Raw genomic sequence first — 20,963 nt, forward strand, 5'->3', positions numbered from 1 at the left:
GTAGAATATGAAAACAAGAATATTATTATTAGTTGGAATGTGTTTGGGGCTCGCAGCCTGTGAGAGCATGGATCTGGTTCCTAAATCGCAAGGTAATACCGAGTCATGGTATACAACCGAAACAGAATTGCGCTTGGCATCTAATGAATTTTACATTTTGGGTTATTGGCAAGAACCTCTTAATTCGTCCGAACAATGGTCAGATAACACTACCTATCGTCAAACGAACCGTAATCCGGGAAGTGGTGGAACTATACTTGATGGAACTATGAATGGCCAGCAGTATGAAGTATATGCTTTGTGGCAACAATCATTTAAATTGATTGCTCGTGCCAACACAATGCTTGAAAATATTCATAAGGCGAAGGATAATGTAACACAGGAAGTTTACGACCGCTATGCTGGTGAAGCGTATTTTTGCCGTGCTTGTAAATACGCGGATTTGATTTTTTTCTATGGTGATGTGCCTTATCAGGAAGAGACTATCACTATTTCTGAAGCTTTGCAGCGTGGTCGTAGACCTAAAGCGGAAGTAATTCCTTTGGTATATGCTGATTTCGATAAAGCTGTTGCTAGACTGCCCGAAAGCTATGGACAGGACGAAAATATTCATGCCACTAAAGGTGCGGCACTAGCTATGAAAGCACGTTTTGCCCTTTATATGGGGGATTATGAAATAGCTGCTAAAGCTGCTAAAGACTGTATGGATCTTGAGCTTTATTCATTGGAGCCCGACTATGCCAAACTTTTCAGGCAGAGTACCAAATTAAATGATGAAAAGGTATTTGTAATACCACGCTCTATTGAAAACAGTGTGATACTTGACTCTTGGATTGTGAAAAACGCTCTTCCTCGTAATGCTGGGGGATATGGATCGTATAATCCTTCATGGGATCTTTTCGCTGCATACCTCTGTACTGACGGACTTCCTATTGACGAATCTCCATTGTTTGATCCGCACAACCCATTTAAGAATCGAGACCCACGTTGTATAATGACTATTGTTGAGTTCAACACTGAACATTGTGGTTTTGAATATGACCCTAGTCCTGCAGCTAAAACCGTGATGAATTATACTACAGGTAAGAAACAAAGCAATCAAGATACTCGTATCGTGAATCAATATAGCTCATATACGGGTTTGCTGTGGAAGAAAGGCATTGATGCTAGTTGGACAGTAGACCAAAAGGTAGAGCAAGACTACATTATAATGCGTTATGCTGATGTACTGTTGATTTATGCTGAGGCTATGATAGAACTGAACCGGATTGATGACAGTGTGTTGAAAGCTATTAATATGGTACGTGCTCGTGCTTATGGAGTGAATGTAACAGCGACTGATAGCTATCCAGCCGTGACTACTACCGACCAGACTGAACTACGACGCGCTTTGCGTATAGAACGTCGCATGGAGTTTGCTATGGAAAATCAACGTTTGCAGGATTTGATGCGTTGGAAGTTGGCAGAAAAAGCACTGAACGGTTACAACTATATTATGCTTATCGATCCGACGGAGTTATTGAATAATATTGTGAATAAGAATCTTTGGTTTTGGGGAAAGACTCCGCAAATTGACGAAGATGGTCTGGCTGACTTTTCGGCTCTCTTCAATGCCGGTTATTGTTCGCAGGGTGCTAAACGTATCTTCCCCGAACGTGAATATTTGTGGCCACTACCTACACATGATGTGGAGTTGTGTCCCAACTTGTTACCTAATAATCCGGGTTATTAATCCTATAAATTATTACGAATATGAAAACAATGCATTTATATAGAAATCTTGGCGTGGTGGCTGTGGGAATGATGAGCATGCTTGCTACCTCGTGTGAAGAGGATATAGACAATACTGTCTCACGCAATCAGTCGGAGATTGAACTGGCTCCTTCGGGTGAATTTATTAAGCTCGATGAGAGCAAACCCAACGAAACAGCTGTCACTCTGAAGTGGAGTACCGCTCACGATTTTGGTGAGGATTATATCACGACTTACAAATACGAGATGCAGCTCATCGGTAGTGAGGCTACGAATATCAAGGAGTTTGACGACGATGGAGAATTCTTTCGCTCGTACACCAACGAGGAGATGCAGAAAATACTGGTCGACCATTTCGGACTTACCACCAGTACCATTGGCGAAGTACTGTTTACTGTAACAGCCAACTTTGAGGGTCCCCGTCTGATAGTGCCTGATATTGCTACGACTACGTTAAAGATAAAAACGTATGGTCCAAAGCAGTACAAAGCCGATAATCTCTATGTGGGAGGTTCCGCTGTAGGCGAAGATAATATCAAGTTGACGTTGAAAGACGAGATAAACAAGATTTATAGTTACGAAGGCGCTTTGGTAGCCGGTAAGATAAACTTCCCTGTTGATTATGCCGATGAGTTGAATGCCATTGGCCCGGAAACTGCCGATGCTCCTATAACTAAAGGTGAAATGACAGGTGTTATATCCGACCGCGCCGAAGCCAATTCGTGGGTGATTCCGTCAGCGGCTACTTATCGTATCACTGTGAATATGAGCAAGCAGACTGTGAAGATAGTAGAAGCCGGTGCGGTAGTTGAGGCTGAGCAAATGTTCCTGGCGGGTACTGCTGTAGGTGAAGAACAAATTGAGATAGCCCAAACTCTCGAAAATGATCAACTTTATGCTTGGCGCGGTGAATTGAAAGCCGGTAGCCTTTACATACCGCTTACTTTCGAGGGCGAACAATCGATGGCTATTGTGCCGGAAGTAGCAGATAACCATGACATCGAAGATGGTCAGTTGGCAACGTTCGGGCAAGCACTTATCAGCAAAGTAGACAGGCAGTATTGGACTATTCCGGCTGACGGGACTTATCGTATTGTATTGAATAAGGAGGAAAAGACCATTGCTATCTATTCGGCTGCAACTGACTTGAAACCGCTTACCGTATCGTTTAATAATACAATACTGGGGATAAACCCATGGAGGCAAGAGGTGAATGTATTGCATATGTATGGTGGTTTTAATAGTTTTGCTAAAGACCCTGGTACTGACGAAGAAATTGAAGAAATTAAAGATATCATAAAAAATCCTCAGTGGTACTGTCAAGTGAAGTATAACCTAATCCAGAGTCTTGCCAATCCGAAAGTCTTTGTTTATAAAGGTGATGTATTGCCTCGTGATGAATATACAGATGATTATGAGAAGACATATAGAGGTTGGGTGAACTTCAGCACTTTACGATATGCTAATAACGGATGGTTTGTTGGATCTACAGCTGACGCTAAACGTAAGGATCACAATGGATATACTAAAGTAATAGCAGGCAAGGTAGAAAAGGCTGTAACAGGTCAAGCTGATAACCGCTACGCTTACTTCCTCATCCCTGAAGGCTGTAATTATGTAGTAGTGGATATAGAGAATAACACTGTACTCTTTGATATTAAATAAATCTAAAATGAAAGAATAAGGGGTGAAGCTTCAATCACTTCACTTTTTATTCTACCTTTTAAACAATAACAATTAACGACATATATTCTATGAACAAAATAATAAAAAACAGCATCAAGACCTTGTCGATGTGCCTGTTGGCTGCTACAGCTTTTATAGGCACTGCTTGTTCAGACGATGATGACCTTACAACCGACTACAGTTGGAACATCGAAGGCAACACTACCGTTAGCATTAAGCCTGAGCGCTACAAACTGCTGCGTAATCCCATGAGTGGATGGGTGATCTACGCTGGTATCGGAAGTGGCATGATGATGAATTTCTGGGATCTCTACGACAATTTCGAGTCGTCCGAAGGCACCGTGAAAGTATCCAACTATGGCAATACTCTCTATATACGTGGTCTTTGGAGTCATTTTAATCCTGAAAGGGGGAAATATGTGTGGGATGAGACTTTGCAGACTGAACCGGCGAAACGTTTCCGTATGTTGGTAGAAGGAGCTAAAGAACGCAACTTGAAACTCGCTTTCACCTTTGTGTGTGACAGTCGCGACAAGCATGAAAATGCCTGTCCCGAGTATGTGAGAGAAGCCGGTGCCGAAGGATTCACCACTACTACCGGTAGTGTAGACGTATGGACGCCTTATCCTGACGACCCCATCTTTCAGAAAGAGTATGAAGCCTTCCTCACTGCTTTCGCTGCCAAATACAATGACCCTGATATCACTCAGTTTGTAAGCGGCTTTGGCTTGGGCAAATGGGGGGAAACTCACACACTGAAATACTCTACAGGTGATGAGAGCCCTAGACAAGCTGTATTCGAATGGATTACCGATGTAATGTCTCGTCTTTTCACCAAAGTGCCTATCATGATAAACTATCACCGATGCCTGCTTTCTACCAAAGGATCTGGTGATGTTGATACCGGTATATCTGCCGATTTGGTGAAACGTGCTGTAGCCAAAGGTTTCTGCCTGCGTCACGATGCTTTTGGTATGAAGCAATATTATAAGGATTGGGAGCGTGGCATCGCTGCCGCTTATCGTGGCATTGTACCTATCACTATGGAAGGTGGTTGGGTGGAATCATCCCACGGTGGTTCTATTGCCGGCGACGGTTATAAGAATTTTGCCGAAGTGCGTCAGGGAGAATATGATGAGGCTAAGGGAAGTTATGTCAATATGATGGACTTTCGTTTTGCTACCAACGTGAATACTGGTGAAACACACTCTTGGTTTAACACTGCTTTCCACTTGGTAAAGGAGTTTATAGCCGAAGGTGGTTACCGTCTCTATCCCGACCGTTTATCTATTCCTACTACAGCCCGTAGTGGTAGCAACGTGTCACTTACTCACCGTTGGTCGAATCTGGGTTGGGGGTATTGCCCTACCAATCTGCCGCAGTACGGTGACAAATACAAATTGGCCATCGCTTTGCTTGATAAAAATACAGAAAAGCCTGCCCGCATCTATATAGAAGAGAAAGCGGACATTGCTACCTGGATGAGCGGAAAGCCCAAAACTTATACTAGTAACATCAAACTCACCGATGTAGCCGCAGGTACTTACACTTGGGCAGTGGGATTGGTAGATACGACCAAAGAGAACGCTATCGGTATCTTACTCTCGGCCCGCGATGAGTATCAAACCGCCGAAGGTTGGGTAAAAGTAGGAGATATAACTATTCAATAATCATAAAAACGCTGTGCTGTGATGAAAAAAATCTTACTGACATGCATAGCCGTAGCCTGTAGCCTTGTGGCTGTAGCCGAAGAACTGCTCATCGAAGCAGAAAGCTTCAGCCAGCGAGGCGGCTGGGTGCTCGACCAGCAGTTTATGGATCAAATGGGTTCGCCCTATCTCATGGCACATGGCATGGGCATCCCTGTGGCGGATGCTACGGCAGAAATCAACATTCCCGAGGCGGGCACTTACTACGTATATGCCCGTACTTATAACTGGACTTCACCTTGGACCGATGCTGAGGGCCCCGGAAAGTTCCGCCTGGCTTTAGGCGGCAAATTGCTGAAAGCTACATTAGGACATACCGGTAATTCCTGGCAATGGCAATTTGCCGGAAAGACAGTATTGAAAGCAGGGACTACTATCCTTGCCCTGAAAGATCTCACCGGTTTCGACGGTCGTTGCGATGCCATTTACCTTACGACCGATGCGAACACGCAGCCCGCTACCTGGGATGCGGCAGAGACAGCCGCACTTCGTGCCCGCTTGCGACAACAACAGACGGTGCCCGCTCATCAATACGACTTTGTGGTAGTAGGAGGGGGAATAGCCGGAATGTGTGCTGCAGCATCTGCTGCCCGATTAGGTTGTAAGGTAGCACTAGTGAACGACCGTCCTGTATTGGGCGGCAATAACTCGTCAGAGATTCGTGTACATCTCGGCGGTATCATCGAAATGGGACCTAATCAGGGATTGGGTCGTATGATACGTGAGTTTGGCCATGAGCGTTCCGGCAATGCCCAACCGGGCGACTACTATGAAGACCAGAAGAAGGAAGACTTTATAGAGGCCGAAAAGAACATTACCCTTTATGCCTCTCAGCGTGCGGTAGCCGTGAAGATGCAAGCAGACCGCATTGCGTCAGTCACTATCCAACACATTGAGACGGGCGAACAAACCGAACTTACCGCTCCTCTCTTTAGCGACTGCACAGGTGATGCTACCATAGGCTATTTAGCCGGTGCCGATTGGGCTATGGGGCGTGAAGGTCGCGATGAATATGGCGAGAGCCTTGCTCCCGAGCAACCCGACTCATTGGTGATGGGGGCTTCTATACAATGGTATAGTAAGGATATGAAGAAGAAAACCTCATTCCCTCATTTTGAATATGGCGTGCGCTTTGACGCTGAAAACTGTGAGCCTGTAACTATGGGCGAGTGGAAATGGGAAACGGGTATGAACCGCAATCAAGTCAGCGAAGCTGAACGTGTACGCGACTATGGACTTTTGGTGATATATTCCAACTGGAGCTATCTGAAGAATCACTATAAAGACCATAAGAAGTATGCCAACCGTTCCCTCGACTGGGTGGCGTATGTTTCAGGCAAACGCGAATCACGCCGTCTCTTGGGCGACTACGTACTGTCACAGGACGATATAGACAAGAATGTGGCGCATGAGGATGCTTCGTTTACCACGACCTGGAGCATCGATCTTCACTTCCCTGACAGTGTGAACAGTGTCCGCTTTCCCGGCAATGAATTCAAGTCGGCTACGGTGCATCGTTGGATCCATCCTTATGCCGTTCCCTATCGCTGCCTCTATTCGCGCAATGTGGACAATCTCTTTATGGCAGGTCGTAATATGAGTTGCACCCATGTAGCTTTGGGTACGGTACGTGTGATGCGTACTACCGGCATGATGGGTGAAGTAGTAGGTATGGCAGCCGGACTCTGCCACAAGCATAGTGTAGAGCCGCGCGACATCTATCATCATCACCTGCCGGAACTGAAGCAACTTATGCAAGCGGGTCTGGGCAAACGCGATGTGCCCGATAACCAACGCTTCAACGAACCCAACAAATTGTTGGAAGTTCCGGGAGCTTACATCAAACCGTAGACAAACTATGAGCAAAAAAAATATTATCACGATATTTCTATCGGCAATATGTACCTTGCCGCTTTGGGGGGGACAACAGTATTACGCTTTTCTGAAAGGTGACACGCTACGTATGGGCAATAACTATATGGAACGCGTCATGCTGTGGAATAACGGTGCGCCTGTTACCATCAGCCTTACTGACAAGCAACACGGAAAAACCATTCCGGCACAGGGCAAACAACCCGATTTCTCGATTGTGAAAGGTATCCCTACGGATGCCACGCTTACCGTGAACGAGATACCGACGAACGGCATCCACGCCAGTTATCTGCAGGCTACCGTGGCTTGCACTATCGGTTCGCTGAATATAGAGCGTCGCTATCGCATTTATGCAGACTGTTCCGCCATTGCTTGCGATACCTATCTGAAAGGGCAAGTGGAACTTTATCAGAATAAGGAGGATAACCGCTCTAACGCTGACCGCAAAAATATAGAGCACACGGCCGATATGGCTACGGGGGTGAAAACTCCCACGCTCGACAGGCTGCAACTATCCGGCAATCATTGGAGTGCCCGCACAATAGAGTTTTTCGACTACACCGATTGGAACGACAATCTGGTGACCGGGCGTACCTGGCTTCCTTACCGTCGCAATACGTATCGTGGTAATTTGCTTTTTGCTCATGACGTAGTTACGCGTCAAGGCTTCTTTTTTTTGAAAGAGGCTCCTAGCAGCAGTACCCAATTACATTATCCGGGTTCTGACTTCGTGGCGGACTTTAGCGATTTTATGGTAGTGGGGCTGGGCGTTGCGTCTCATGATGTAAAGCCGGATAGCTGGACCCGCGTTTATGGATGCGTTACCGGCATCTATACCGGCGGCGAGCAAGAAGCGCTTACTGCCTTGCGCCTCTATCAGAAACAACTGCGTCATCATACCGCCGCACAGGATGAGATGATTATGCTCAATACCTGGGGCGACCGTAGCCAGGATGCCAAAATAGATGAGGCTTTCTGTCTGGCAGAACTAGACCGTGCCGCACGCATGGGCATCACCCTCTTTCAACTGGATGATGGCTGGCAGAGCGGAAAAAGCCCTAACTCAAAGACCGCCGGAGGTAGTTTTAAGGATATTTGGAAGAATACCGGTTACTGGACGCCCAACCCCACGAAATTCCCTCATGGTCTGAAACCTATTGTAGAGAAAGGCAAGAAATTGGGTATTCGCATCGGATTATGGTTCAACCCCAGCATACAGAATGATTTTGCCGATTGGCAAAAAGATGCGCAAGCCATTATCGGACTTTATAAGAAGTACGGCATCTGCTGTTTCAAGATAGACGGCCTGCAGATACCTACCAAGACAGCCGAACAGAATCTGCGCCGACTGTTTGATACCGTGTTGGAGCAAACCAACTATGAAGTGATTTTCAACCTCGATGCCACTGCCGGTCGTCGCGGCGGGTATCACTATATGAACGAGTACGGCAACATCTTCCTGGAAAACCGCTATACCGATTGGGGCAACTATTACCCTTATCGCACCTTGCGCAACCTCTGGATGCTGTCTCGCTATGTACCGGCGGAGAAGATGCAGATAGAGTTTCTTAATAAATGGCGTAATGCCGACAAGTATGACGCTGCCGATCCTTTTGCCCCCGCCCGTTACAGTTTCGATTACCTCTTTGCTATCACCTTGGCGGCACAGCCGTTGGCTTGGATGGAGGCTTCGAACTTGCCCGAAGAGGCTTATATTACGGCATCTCTGCTCAAGAAATACCAACCCTTGCAACTCCGGTTTCATCAAGGCGTCATACTGCCTATTGGTGAAGAACCCTCGGGACGCTCGTGGACCGGATTTCAATCGACCGTCTCCGGCACGCAAGGTTATCTTGTTGTTTACCGTGAAGACAACGAGCAAGCCAGGGGGACTATTGACACCTGGCTTCCTGAAGGCAAGAAAGTGGATTTTATCCCTGTGATGGGAAGTGGCAAGAAGTTTGCTGCAAAAGTCGGCGCACAGGGTAAAGTCAGTTTCGAACTGAATGATAAGAACTCTTTCGCGCTTTATCAATACGAAGTGAAACCATGAAAAGACTATTAACAATAACGGAATTATGATAAAAAGTTTGCGTTTTGTTTTTCTTGCTTTGTTTGTCGTCCTGCAATTTGTTGCATACGGGCAACCGGCAGAAAGACTGATTCAAGTGCAGGTCACTCCCGACCACACCAATTGGCTGTATAAACCGGGAGAAAAAGTGAAATTCAAAGTGACGGTATTGAAATGCAATATCCCACAGGATAATCTGGAAGTGCGCTATGAGATTTCGGAAGACATGATGAAACCTCATCAGACAGGCAAACAGCCTTTGAAGAACGAAAAGCTTGAAATTAACGCAGGGACTATGAAAAAAGAAGGGTTCCTGCGTTGCCGTGCTTTTGTCACTTGCCAAGGGCGTGAGTATGAAGGCGTGGCTACCGTCGGCTTCTCTCCTGAGAAATTGCAACCGACCACTCCTTTGCCCGCCGACTTTCTGGAGTTTTGGAAAAGCACCAAAGAAGCCGCTGAAAAGTGGGCACTGGAACCGATAATGACTTTACTGCCGGAAAGGTGCACAGATAAGGTGAACGTATATCATGTTTCCTTCGCGAACAATGACTATGCGTCCCGTATGTACGGCATCCTTTGTGTTCCGAAGGCTTCCGGGAAATATCCGGCGATTCTGAAAGTGCCGGGGGCAGGTATCCGTGCCTATAACGGAGAAGCCGAACGTGCCGGAAAAGGTTTTATCATTCTGGAAATCGGTATTCACGGCATCCCGGTCAATATAGAGGGGGATGTCTATCACCGCCTTTATAACGGAGCTTTGAAGAACTACCACTCGTTCAATATGGACAATCGGGACAAATACTATTACAAGCGGGTTTATACAGGCTGCGTGAGAGCCATTGATTTCATTTACACACTTCCCGAGTTCAATGGCAATCTGGCGACCTTTGGAGGAAGCCAGGGCGGTGCGCTTTCCATTGTAATTGCCGGACTGGACGCTCGTGTCAAAGGATTGGTTTCTTTCTATCCAGCCTTGTGTGATATGGCGGGTTATGCCCACGGTCGTGCAGGCGGTTGGCCGCATATGTTGAAGGATGAGAAGAACCGGACACCGGGAAAGATGAAAACCATTCAGTATTTTGATGTAGTCAACTTTGCCCGTCAGGTTAAAGTGCCGGGATTCTATACTTTTGGTTATAATGATATGGTTTGTCCGCCTACTACTACTTACTCCGCTTACAACGTGATTAATGCTCCGAAAGAACTGTTTGTAGCTGAGACGACCGCCCATTATGCCTATGCCGAACAGTGGAGCGCAGCCTGGAACTGGGTAATGAATTTCTTGAAAAATAAATCGAAAAACGAATAATATACTAATACCATAAACTAATAGATAAATGAAAACAGGTAAGAAATTAAACCTATGTTTATTGTTGCTGATTGCTTTTGCTGGAAGCGTTGCGGCACAAGAGCTGATAACGAATGTATATGGCCGTGACATCCATTCGCTGAATGGTAAATGGAATGCCATCATCGACCTGTACGACCAGGGACAACGGATGAAAATCTATGAGAACCGGCAACCGGAAGGAAATATTGATTTCTACGAATACGCATTCGAAGGCGGGTTGCGTCTTAACGTTCCGGGAGATTGGAACTCCCAGTCGCCCGAACTGAAATATTACGAAGGAACTGTATGGTATGCCCGTCACTTTGACGCCAAACGCTTGGCAGACAAACGCCAGTTTCTTTATTTCGGCGCTGTCAGCTATCGTTGTAAAGTCTACCTGAACGGAAAAGAGATAGCAGAGCACGAAGGCGGTTTTACTCCTTTCCAAGTGGAAGTGACAGACTTGTTGAAAGACGGTGACAACTTCCTGGCGGTAGAAGTAAACAACCGCCGCACCAAAGACGCCATTCCCGCTCTGGCATTCGATTGGTGGAACTATGGCGGCATCACAAGAGATGTGCTGTTGGTGAAAACTCCCCGGACATTTATAGAAGATTATTTCGTCCAATTGGATAAAAATGCTTCCGACCGGATAATTGCCCGCGTGCGTCTTTCTGATAAAAAAGCAGGTGAGAAAGTAACAGTTGCCATCCCCGAACTCAAAATCAACGCGGAGCTCACCACCGACGCAGAAGGAAAGGCGGAAACCGTATTGAACGCAAAGAAGCTGCAACGCTGGTCGCCGGAAGAACCGAAACTCTATGGCGTGACTGTATCTTCAAATACCGACCGCGTGGAAGAACAAATCGGCTTCCGCAATATCACCGTGAAAGGAACAGATATCTACCTGAACGGGAAGCCGACATTTATGTGCTGTATCTCTTTTCACGAAGAAATTCCGCAACGTATGGGGCGTGCTTTCTCGGAAGCCGATGCAGCCATGTTGCTGAATGAAGCGAAAGCGCTTGGCGTGAACATGATTCGCTTGGCACATTATCCGCAGAATGAATACACAGTACGCCTGGCGGAAAAGATGGGCTTCCTTCTCTGGCAGGAGATTCCTATTTGGCAAGGCATTGACTTTACAGACAATGATACCCGTCAGAAAGCGCAAAGGATGCTTTCTGAAATGATTAAGCGCGACCAGAATCGCTGCGCGGTAGGTTATTGGGGTGTTGCCAATGAAACACAGCCTTCCAAAGAACGGAATGAATTCCTTGCTTCCCTGCTCGAAACGGGAAAACAGCTGGACACTACCCGCTTGTATGTTGCCGCTTTCGACCTTGTGCACTTCAATAGCGAAAAACAGCGTTTTGTAATGGAAGATTCTTTTACTTCGCAACTGGACGTCGTAGCTATCAATAAATATATGGGCTGGTATCATCCGTGGCCTGTGGAACCAAAAGACGCTATATGGGAAGTAGTGACGGACAAACCGTTGATTATCTCGGAATTTGGCGGCGAAGCATTGTACGGTCAGTCCGGTGATGAGAATGTAGTCAGTTCTTGGAGTGAAGAATACCAGGCACGTCTGTATAGAGACAATATCCGTATGTTCGACAATATCCCGAACCTGCGTGGCGTATCTCCCTGGATTCTGTTCGACTTCCGTTCGCCGTTCCGTTTCCACCCCACCAATCAAGATGGCTGGAACCGCAAAGGACTCATATCCGACCAGGGTATGCGTAAGAAAGCGTGGTATCTGATGAGAGATTATTACATGAAAAAGAGAAATAACCGATAAGTTTAGCTATATTTGAATGTGATGAAGCAATATAAGATTGTAGCGATTTGTATGTGCATACTGCTCCTTCTTGCCGGAGGAGCGTATGCGCAGCAAAAGACGGTCAGGATACTTGCCATCGGCAACAGCTTCTCCCAAGATGCCGTGGAGCAATATCTGCATGAACTTGCCGAAGCCGAAGGCATTTCAACCATAATCGGCAATATGTTTATTGGCGGCTGTTCTCTAGAACGTCATGTGAAAAATGCCCGTGACAATGCTCCTGCCTATGCCTACCGGAAAATCGGTACGGATGGAAAGAAGCGGGAAAAGGGCAAGATGTCTTTGGAAACGGTGCTGGCAGATGAAGACTGGGATTACGTCAGCCTGCAACAGGCAAGTCCTTTTTCGGGAATGTACGAGACGTATGAAGCCTCTCTGCCGGAACTTATAGAATATGTAAAAGCACGCCTTCCAAAGAAAACAAAGCTGATGCTGCACCAAACCTGGGCATATGCGTCTACTTCCAAGCATAGTGGATTTAAAAACTACAACTGCAATCAACTGACCATGTATCAGGCCATTGCCGATGCAGTGAAGAAGGCGGCTAAGGTGAATAAGATAAAGATTGTCATCCCTTCGGGCACTGCTATACAGAATGCCCGTACTTCTTTTATCGGCGACCATCTGAACAGGGACGGCTATCATCTGGATGTGAAGGTTGGACGTTATATCGCTGCCTGCACCTGGTTCGAACGAATCTTCAAACACAATGTAGTCGGGAATCCTTATGCTCCGGAAGGGCTGGATGAGGCGCGGAAAGCTGTTGCCCAGAAAGCTGCCCATGCAGCAGTAAAGCATCCGTATAAAGTGACTGACCTGTTTATTACTAACTAACCGACGAAAATACAAATGAGAAAAAAAGCATTAGTTTACGGAATCTGTTTGTTGGGTACGGTATGTACCCTTTCAGCAAAGGATAAAAAAGGGGTGCATTATATAAAGACGCAAAGGCTCCGATTGAGAAACGCGTAGACGACTTGTTATCCCGCATGACTCTGGAAGAGAAAGTGATGCAGTTGAACCAATATACCTTGGGACGGAACAACAACGTGAATAATGTAGGCGAAGAGGTAAAGAAAGTGTCGGCGGAAATCGGTTCTCTGATTTACTTCGAGACAAATCCCGAACTGCGTAATAATATGCAGAAGAAAGCGATGGAGGAATCCCGCCTGGGTATTCCTATTATTTTCGGTTATGACGCGATTCATGGATTCCGTACCGTGTATCCTATTTCGTTGGCGCAAGCTTGTTCCTGGAATCCGGATTTGGTGGAACAGGCGTGTGCTGTATCTGCGCAGGAAGCCCGTATGTCGGGAGTGGACTGGACGTTCTCGCCGATGATTGACGTAGCACGTGACCCTCGTTGGGGACGTGTGGCGGAAGGCTATGGCGAAGACCCTTATGCGAACGGAGTGTTCGGCGCAGCTTCTGTCAGAGGGTATCAAGGTGATAATATGTCGGCAGAAAACCGTGTGGCAGCTTGTCTGAAACATTATGTAGGCTACGGGGCATCCGAAGCCGGACGTGATTATGTTTATACCGAAATCTCCCAACAAACTCTTTGGGATACTTATCTGCTCCCTTATGAAATGGGGGTGAAAGCCGGTGCGGCAACTCTGATGAGTTCTTTTAATGATATCAGCGGTGTACCGGGTTCGGCAAACCCTTATACTATGACCGAGATATTAAAGAACCGTTGGAGACATGACGGTTTTATCGTTTCAGACTGGGGAGCTATCGAACAGTTAAAAAATCAGGGATTGGCAGCAACCAAAAAGGAAGCAGCCCGGTATGCGTTTACCGCCGGTCTTGAAATGGATATGATGTCTCATGCTTATGACCGTCATTTGCAGGAGTTGGTAGAAGAAGGCAAGGTATCAATGGCTCAAGTGGATGAAGCTGTCCGCCGTGTCTTACTTCTGAAATTCCGTCTTGGCTTGTTCGAACGTCCTTATACTCCCGCTACAACAGAGAAAGAACGTTTCTTCCGTCCGAAAAGCATGGATATTGCCGCCCGGCTTGCGGCAGAATCCATGGTATTGCTGAAAAACGAAAACAACGTTTTACCACTGACAGATAAAAAGAAGATTGCCGTGATAGGTCCTATGGCAAAAAATGGTTGGGACTTGTTAGGCTCCTGGCGTGGTCACGGAAAGGATACCGATGTGGCAATGCTTTATGATGGTCTGGCTGCTGAATTTGCAGGAAAAGCCGAACTGCGTTACGCATTAGGCTGCAATACACAAGGAGATAACCGCGAAGGATTTGCAGAAGCATTGGAAGCTGCACGCTGGTCTGATGTTGTTGTTCTTTGCTTGGGCGAGATGATGACTTGGAGCGGAGAGAATGCTTCCCGTTCTTCTATCGCACTACCACAGATGCAGGAAGAACTGGCAAAAGAACTGAAGAAAGCCGGCAAGCCTGTCGTACTGGTATTGGTCAACGGTCGTCCGTTGGAATTGAACCGTCTGGAACCGGTTTCTGATGCCATACTGGAAATCTGGCAGCCGGGTGTGAATGGCGCACTGCCGATGGCGGGGATATTGTCCGGACGTATTAATCCTTCCGGTAAACTTGCCATGACCTTCCCTTATTCGACGGGGCAGATTCCTATTTATTATAACCGCCGTAAGAGCGGACGTGGACATCAGGGATTTTATAAAGATATCACAAGTGACCCGTTATATCCTTTCGGTCACGGACTGAGCTACACAGAATTCAAGTATGGCACTGTTACCCCTTCTGCCACTAAAGTGAAGCGTGGCGAGAAGCTCTCGGCGGAAGTGACTGTCACCAATATCGGTGCCCGTGACGGAGCAGAAACTGTCCACTGGTTTATTTCCGACCCGTATTGCTCGATTACCCGTCCTGTAAAAGAACTGAAACACTTTGAAAAGCAGCTTATCAAAGCCGGAGAAACGAAAACTTTCCGTTTCGACATAGACCTGGAACGTGATTTCGGATTTGTCAATGAGGACGGTAAACGATTCCTCGAAACCGGAGAATACAATATTCACGTACTGGAACAGACCGTTAAAATAGAATTGATAGACTAAAACACATGATCACCATGAAAAAGAAAACAGGCATTATCGGTTTATGTATGCTCGCATGCAGCATCTTGACCCATGCACAGACAATTACTCCTCAAGTAGAACAACGCGCGAAGGAGATTGTATCCAAAATGACTTTGCAAGAGAAAATAGAGTATATCTCCGGATATACCAGCTTTTCCCTGCGTGCCATTCCCCGTTTGGGAATTCCTGAAATACGTCTTGCCGACGGCCCGCAGGGAATCCGTAACCATGCTCCTAAAAGCACCCTTTATCCGTCCGGTATCCTTTCCGCTTCTACCTGGAACCGTGACTTGCTTTATAAGTTAGGGCAAGGCTTGGGGCAGGACGCCAAGGCAAGAGGCGTTAATATCCTGCTTGGGCCGGGCGTGAATATCTATCGCGCTCCGTTGTGCGGCCGTAACTTTGAATATTTCGGTGAAGACCCTTACTTGACGGGTGAGACAGCCAAGCAATATATTCTTGGCGTGCAATCGGAAGGAGTCATTGCGACCATCAAGCACTTTGCCGCCAACAACCAGGAGTGGAGCCGCCATCATGCGAGTTCGGACATAGACGAGCGTACTTTGCATGAGATTTATTTCCCGGCTTTCCGCAAGGCTGTACAGGAAGCGAACGTGAGTGCTGTGATGAACAGCTACAATCTCCTGAACGGTGTCCATGCCACTGAACACAAATGGCTGAATATTGATGTCTTGCGCAATCTTTGGGGCTTCAAAGGTATTCTGATGTCGGACTGGACTTCGGTATATTCCGCTATCGGAGCAGCTAACGCCGGACTTGACCTCGAAATGCCCAAAGGGCGTTTCATGAATGCCGACAATCTTATCCCCGCTATCAAAACAGGCACGGTGACCGAAGAAACCATTAACCTGAAAGTACAACATATTTTGCAGACTTTAATAGCTTATGGAATGTTGGATAAGGAACAGAAAGACAGTAATATTCCGTTGGATAATCCATTCTCTCGCCAAACAGCTTTAGAACTGGCACGCGAGGGAGTAGTATTGTTGAAGAATGAAGCAAACTTGCTCCCGTTGAAAGGAAAAACAGCCGTAATGGGTCCTAATGCAGATTTGATACCTACCGGTGGCGGCAGTGGTTTTGTCACTCCTTTTTCTACCATTTCAGTGGCTCAAGGCTTGAAAGAACTGAAGAAAAAGAATCTGGTATTATTGACGGATGATGTGATTTATGAAGATATTATCAATGAGTTTTATACTGACGTCAATCGTCAGGTGAAAGGCTTCAAGGCTGAATACTTTAAGAACAAGACGCTTTCGGGACAGCCGGAAGTAATACGCACGGAATCCTCTGTTGATTATGACTGGGGATATGGAGCACCTTTGGACGGCTTTCCGACAGATGGCTTCTCTGTCCGTTGGACAGCCTGCTACATGCCACAAACTGATGGTCAGTTGAAACTTCATATCGGTGGTGATGACGGTTATCGTCTGTTTGTGAATGACAAGCATATTACGGGAGATTGGGGAAATCATTCATACTCTAGCCGTGAAGTTGAACTGCCGGTTGAGGGTGGTAAGGAATACCGTTTCCGGATTGAATTCTTTGATAATATTTCTTCGGGCATCATTCGTTTTAATGCTTATAGCCTTAATGAGATGAAACTTCGTCAAGGATTGGCAAAGGTGGATAATGTTGTGTTCTGCACAGGTTTCAATAGTAATACCGAAGGCGAAGGCTTTGACCGTCCGTTTGCTTTGCTTCGGTATCAGGAATTGTTTATCAAAAAGATTGCCTCTATGCACCCTAATGTCGTGGTTGTGCTGAACGCCGGTGGCGGTGTGGATTTCACCGGTTGGTATGATGCCGCAAAAGCTATTCTTATGGCTTGGTATCCTGGACAGGAAGGCGGACAAGCGATAGCTGAAATCCTGACCGGCAAGATTTCTCCAAGCGGAAAGCTACCGATTTCTATCGAAAAGAAATGGGAAGATAATCCGGTGCATGGTAGTTATTACGAGAACTTAAAGGCAGAGATTAAACGTGTAGATTATTCCGAAGGTGTTTTTGTCGGTTATCGTGGATACGACCGTTCGGGAAAAGAACCTTTCTATCCGTTTGGCTACGGTTTGTCCTATACTACTTTCGCTTATAGTAATATAGCTGCGGAGAAAACGGGTGAGCATCAGGTTACCGTTAGCTTTGATCTCGAGAATACAGGGAAGATGGATGCCTCGGAAGTGGCACAAGTGTATGTACATGATGTACAGTCCTCTGTCCCCCGTCCCTTGAAAGAATTGAAAGGATATGAAAAGGTTTTCTTGCAGAAAGGGGAGAAGAAGCGGATTTCTGTTGTGCTGAATGAGGATGCATTCGCTTATTACGATATGAATCAGCACCGCTTTGTAGTGGAAAAAGGCGAGTTTGAGATTCTTGTAGGCCCGGCTTCTAATCAATTACCTTTGAAAGCTACGGTTGAACTTTCCGGTTCATACTCGTTCTAATTTCCTCGTAAAGTCACATTTGATCTGTCTTAAAACAGGCTTATTTGATAAGAAAAACATAATAGAACCTCATCTCCCCAAAAAGATGGGTTATCTTGGAAAATGACAAAGGCGTAGAAAGAGAATTACTTCTCAATCTACGCCTTTATCTTTCTACGGATAGTGTGATTATTTTACTTCCCAAATGTCATTAGTCATCAAAAGCTCCTCGAAATTATGGTATTTCTTTTTGCTTTTTACTTCTTCGATTTGTGCTTCTACCGCATCATTATAAGTCGGGGCGTCTACATCGCGGATGACACCAAGTGCGATGGGGAAGTCAGGGCCTTCCATCAAGGCGAGTTTTAACTGGAGTGTGTTGTCCAGGCAGTGTGCATCATGTATCAGAATATCTCTTTCTGTGATACCGTTCTCGCCTAGTTTCACAACTTTCAGCCCAAAACCTTCCTGCATTAATCCGAACTCCTTGTTTTCACCGAATAACATCGGTTTGCCATGTTCCAAATAAATTGCATTTTTTGCACGCCCTTCCTTGTTATATACGGAGTTGTGTGTACCATCATTGAAGATGACGCAGTTCTGTAAAATCTCGCAGACAGCAGTGCCCTTATGATTATAGGCAGCTTTCAATATATCTATTGTACCGGGAGCGTCTGTGGCAACAGCACGTGCGAAAAAATGTCCGCGTGCGCCAAAACATAGTTCAGCCGGATTGAACGGGTCTTCTACGGTGCCGTAGGGAGAAGACTTGCTGACAAAACCACGCGGTGAAGTGGGTGAGTATTGTCCTTTAGTCAGACCATAGATACGGTTGTTGAGCAAGATCATGTTGATGTCGATATTGCGTCGGTTGGCATGAATGAAATGGTTACCTCCGATAGCAAGACCGTCACCGTCACCGCTTACCTGCCATACGGTTAGTTTGGGATTGGCGACTTTGCACCCTGTCGCGATAGCGGCAGCACGACCGTGAATTGTATTCATGCCGTATGTATTCATATAGTGAGGAAGGCGGCTGGAACAACCGATACCGGAAATTACTGCCGTATCCCATGGAGCGACACCGATTTCTGCCATAGCCTTGTGTAACGAAGCCAGGAAAAAGTGGTCACCACATCCCGGACACCAGCGTGGCTGTCCTTTTTTAAAGTCTTTAGCTGTATATTCGCTCATAATTTCTTGATTTTACTTGTTGATAATCTCAGTGAATGCATTGACTAGTTCATTGACAACAAAGGGCTGTCCTTTCACTTGGTTGAACTGATAAGGAACGAAACCGTCCACCTTCATACGGAGATATCCGGCAAACTGTCCCATATTTTGCTCGGCTACCACCACTTTTTTGTATTTCTTCATCAAGGCTGCCGTATTCTTTGGAAGAGGATTGATGAACTTAAAGTGTGCTAATGCTACTTTTTTACCATTAGCACGGAGTTCGTCCATAGCGGCGTGTAAATGTCCATAAGTACCTCCGAAACCTACAATCAGCAATTCGGCATCTTCCTTGTCGCCTTCAACTTCTACGTCAGGTACTTCGATATTGGAAATTTTCTGCTGGCGTAATCGCGTCATCAAGTCATGGTTTTCCGGATCAGTTGAGATAGCTCCTGTCTTGTTGTCTTTTTCAAGACCTCCTAATACATGAGTGAATCCTTCTGTACCCGGAACTGCCCAATAACGAACGCCTGTCTGCGGGTCCCGTTGATACGGTGTCCAGGTTTCAGACATTTCCGGGCGTACGTAAGGAGGATTGATAGCAGGATAATCAGCCAATTTAGGCAATTTCCATGCACCAGAACCATTGGCAACAAATGCGTCTGTCAACAACACGACCGGAGTCATGTGTTCCAAAGCGATCTTAGCAGCCATATAGGCTGAGTCAAAACAGTCTGTAGGGGATGTCGCAGCAATGACAGGCATAGGGCTTTCACCGTTACGACCGAAGAGAACTTGCAACAGGTCTGTTTGTTCCGATTTGGTCGGTAGACCGGTAGCGGGACCGCCACGTTGTACATCCAATACGACCAATGGCAATTCCATGATAACGGCCAAGTTCATGGCTTCTGATTTCAAACAGATACCAGGTCCTGAAGTGGAAGTAACAGCTAATGCACCGGCGTATGAAGCACCGATAGCAGAAGCACAACCGGCAATCTCATCTTCACATTGCACGGTGGTTACGCCCAATGATTTATGTTTTGAGAGTTCATGCAGTACATCTGTTGCAGGAGTGATAGGGTAAGACCCTAAATAGAGTTTCAGTCCGGCTTTCTCTGCAGCTGCGATGAATCCGTATGCAGTCGCTTTATTTCCGGTGATATCCATATATTTTCCGGGAACGGCTGCTTTACTTTCAATCTTATATGTATGTGCTACGGAAGCGTGTGTGTTGTGTCCGTAATCATATCCGGCACGAACAACTTTGATATTTGCTTCCGCTATTTCCGGTTTCTTGGAGAATTTCTCGCGGATAAAGTCTTCCGCTATGTTAAGGTCGCGGTTGAACAACCAGCATACCAGTCCTACGGCAAACATATTACGGCATTTCAGCATGGACTTATTATCCATTCCCGTATCTGCCAAACAGTCTTTTACCATCTGCGAGATAGGTGCTGCAATCACGTCCTGCTTGATACCCATTTCTTCAATAGGATTATCGGTGGTGAATGCCGCTTTATCTAAATCTGATTTTTGAAAGGCGTCTGTGTCGATGATGATACAGGCGGTGGATTTTGCGAATTTATATTGTGTTTTCAATGCGGCGGCATTCATAGCTACCAATACGTCGCATTTGTCTCCCGGAGTATAAACTTTTTCTGCACCGATGTGTACCTGAAAACCGGAAACACCGGTTAGCGAACCTTGCGGTGCGCGGATGTCTGCCGGATAGTCGGGGAATGTACTGATGTCATTGCCAATCGTAGCCGACACGGTCGAGAAGATGTTGCCGGCCAACTGCATACCGTCACCGGAGTCGCCGGAGAAACGTACTACTACTTCCTCCAATTCTTTAACCATCATTTCGTCTGCCATAACTTTAATTACTATATTTAATTTAAAAACTGCTTTTACTTTCAATTTGTGAGCGCAAAGGTCGGAAAGTTAATCGAATTATCAAAATAAAACGTACTTTATTGTCCTATTGACGCAAAATA

General features: G+C 46.2%; 11 protein-coding genes and 1 pseudogene. 10 read left to right on the forward strand and 2 right to left on the reverse strand.

Features of this window, described 5'->3' with window-relative positions:
• Positions 1–7: 7 nt before the first annotated feature.
• From BACFIN_RS18695 to BACFIN_RS18650, 10 genes and pseudogenes are all read left to right on the forward strand, one after another.
• The gene (locus BACFIN_RS18695) at positions 8–1,732 is read left to right on the forward strand and encodes a RagB/SusD family nutrient uptake outer membrane protein (RefSeq protein WP_007747792.1); all 1,725 of its coding nucleotides are present in this window, start codon (positions 8–10) and stop codon (positions 1,730–1,732) included.
• A gap of 20 nt (positions 1,733–1,752) precedes the next feature.
• A complete protein-coding gene (locus BACFIN_RS18690) occupies positions 1,753–3,417 on the forward strand; it encodes a SusE domain-containing protein (RefSeq protein ID WP_007747795.1) in 1,665 nt (554 codons plus the stop codon).
• Between the two features lie 89 nt (positions 3,418–3,506).
• Positions 3,507–5,108 (forward strand): DUF4832 domain-containing protein, encoded by a 1,602-nt coding sequence (locus tag BACFIN_RS18685; protein ID WP_007747797.1) that lies wholly within the window; start codon positions 3,507–3,509, stop codon positions 5,106–5,108.
• Positions 5,109–5,129: 21 nt separating this feature from the next.
• A complete protein-coding gene (locus tag BACFIN_RS18680) occupies positions 5,130–6,998 on the forward strand; it encodes an FAD-dependent oxidoreductase (protein ID WP_007747798.1) in 1,869 nt (622 codons plus the stop codon).
• A 7-nt stretch (positions 6,999–7,005) separates the two neighbouring features.
• Positions 7,006–9,072, forward strand: coding sequence for an alpha-galactosidase (locus BACFIN_RS18675; protein ID WP_007747800.1), 2,067 nt, complete (start codon positions 7,006–7,008; stop codon positions 9,070–9,072).
• A 25-nt stretch (positions 9,073–9,097) separates the two neighbouring features.
• Positions 9,098–10,399: an acetylxylan esterase gene (locus BACFIN_RS18670; protein ID WP_007747802.1), complete on the forward strand. Its 1,302-nt coding sequence runs from the start codon at positions 9,098–9,100 to the stop codon at positions 10,397–10,399.
• A gap of 28 nt (positions 10,400–10,427) precedes the next feature.
• Positions 10,428–12,224, forward strand: a complete 1,797-nt coding sequence (locus tag BACFIN_RS18665) for a glycoside hydrolase family 2 protein (RefSeq protein ID WP_007747804.1) — start codon at positions 10,428–10,430, stop codon at positions 12,222–12,224.
• A 21-nt stretch (positions 12,225–12,245) separates the two neighbouring features.
• A complete protein-coding gene (locus BACFIN_RS18660) occupies positions 12,246–13,100 on the forward strand; it encodes a DUF4886 domain-containing protein (protein ID WP_007747807.1) in 855 nt (284 codons plus the stop codon).
• Between the two features lie 15 nt (positions 13,101–13,115).
• Positions 13,116–15,322 (forward strand): annotated as a pseudogene (locus BACFIN_RS20375) (glycoside hydrolase family 3 N-terminal domain-containing protein).
• Positions 15,323–15,336: 14 nt separating this feature from the next.
• Positions 15,337–17,808, forward strand: a complete 2,472-nt coding sequence (locus BACFIN_RS18650) for a beta-glucosidase (RefSeq protein ID WP_032839080.1) — start codon at positions 15,337–15,339, stop codon at positions 17,806–17,808.
• Positions 17,809–17,976: 168 nt separating this feature from the next.
• Here BACFIN_RS18650 and BACFIN_RS18645 read toward each other — a convergent pair whose 3' ends face one another.
• The gene (locus tag BACFIN_RS18645; RefSeq protein WP_007747818.1) at positions 17,977–18,981 is read right to left on the reverse strand and encodes a 2-oxoacid:ferredoxin oxidoreductase subunit beta; all 1,005 of its coding nucleotides are present in this window, start codon (positions 18,979–18,981) and stop codon (positions 17,977–17,979) included.
• Positions 18,982–18,993: 12 nt separating this feature from the next.
• Entirely contained in the window at positions 18,994–20,841 is a 1,848-nt protein-coding gene (locus tag BACFIN_RS18640) for a 2-oxoacid:acceptor oxidoreductase subunit alpha (protein ID WP_032839008.1), read from the reverse strand.
• Positions 20,842–20,963 lie beyond the last annotated feature (122 nt).

It is taken from the genome of Bacteroides finegoldii DSM 17565, from assembly GCF_000156195.1.
Taxonomy (GTDB): Bacteria; Bacteroidota; Bacteroidia; order Bacteroidales; family Bacteroidaceae; genus Bacteroides; species Bacteroides finegoldii.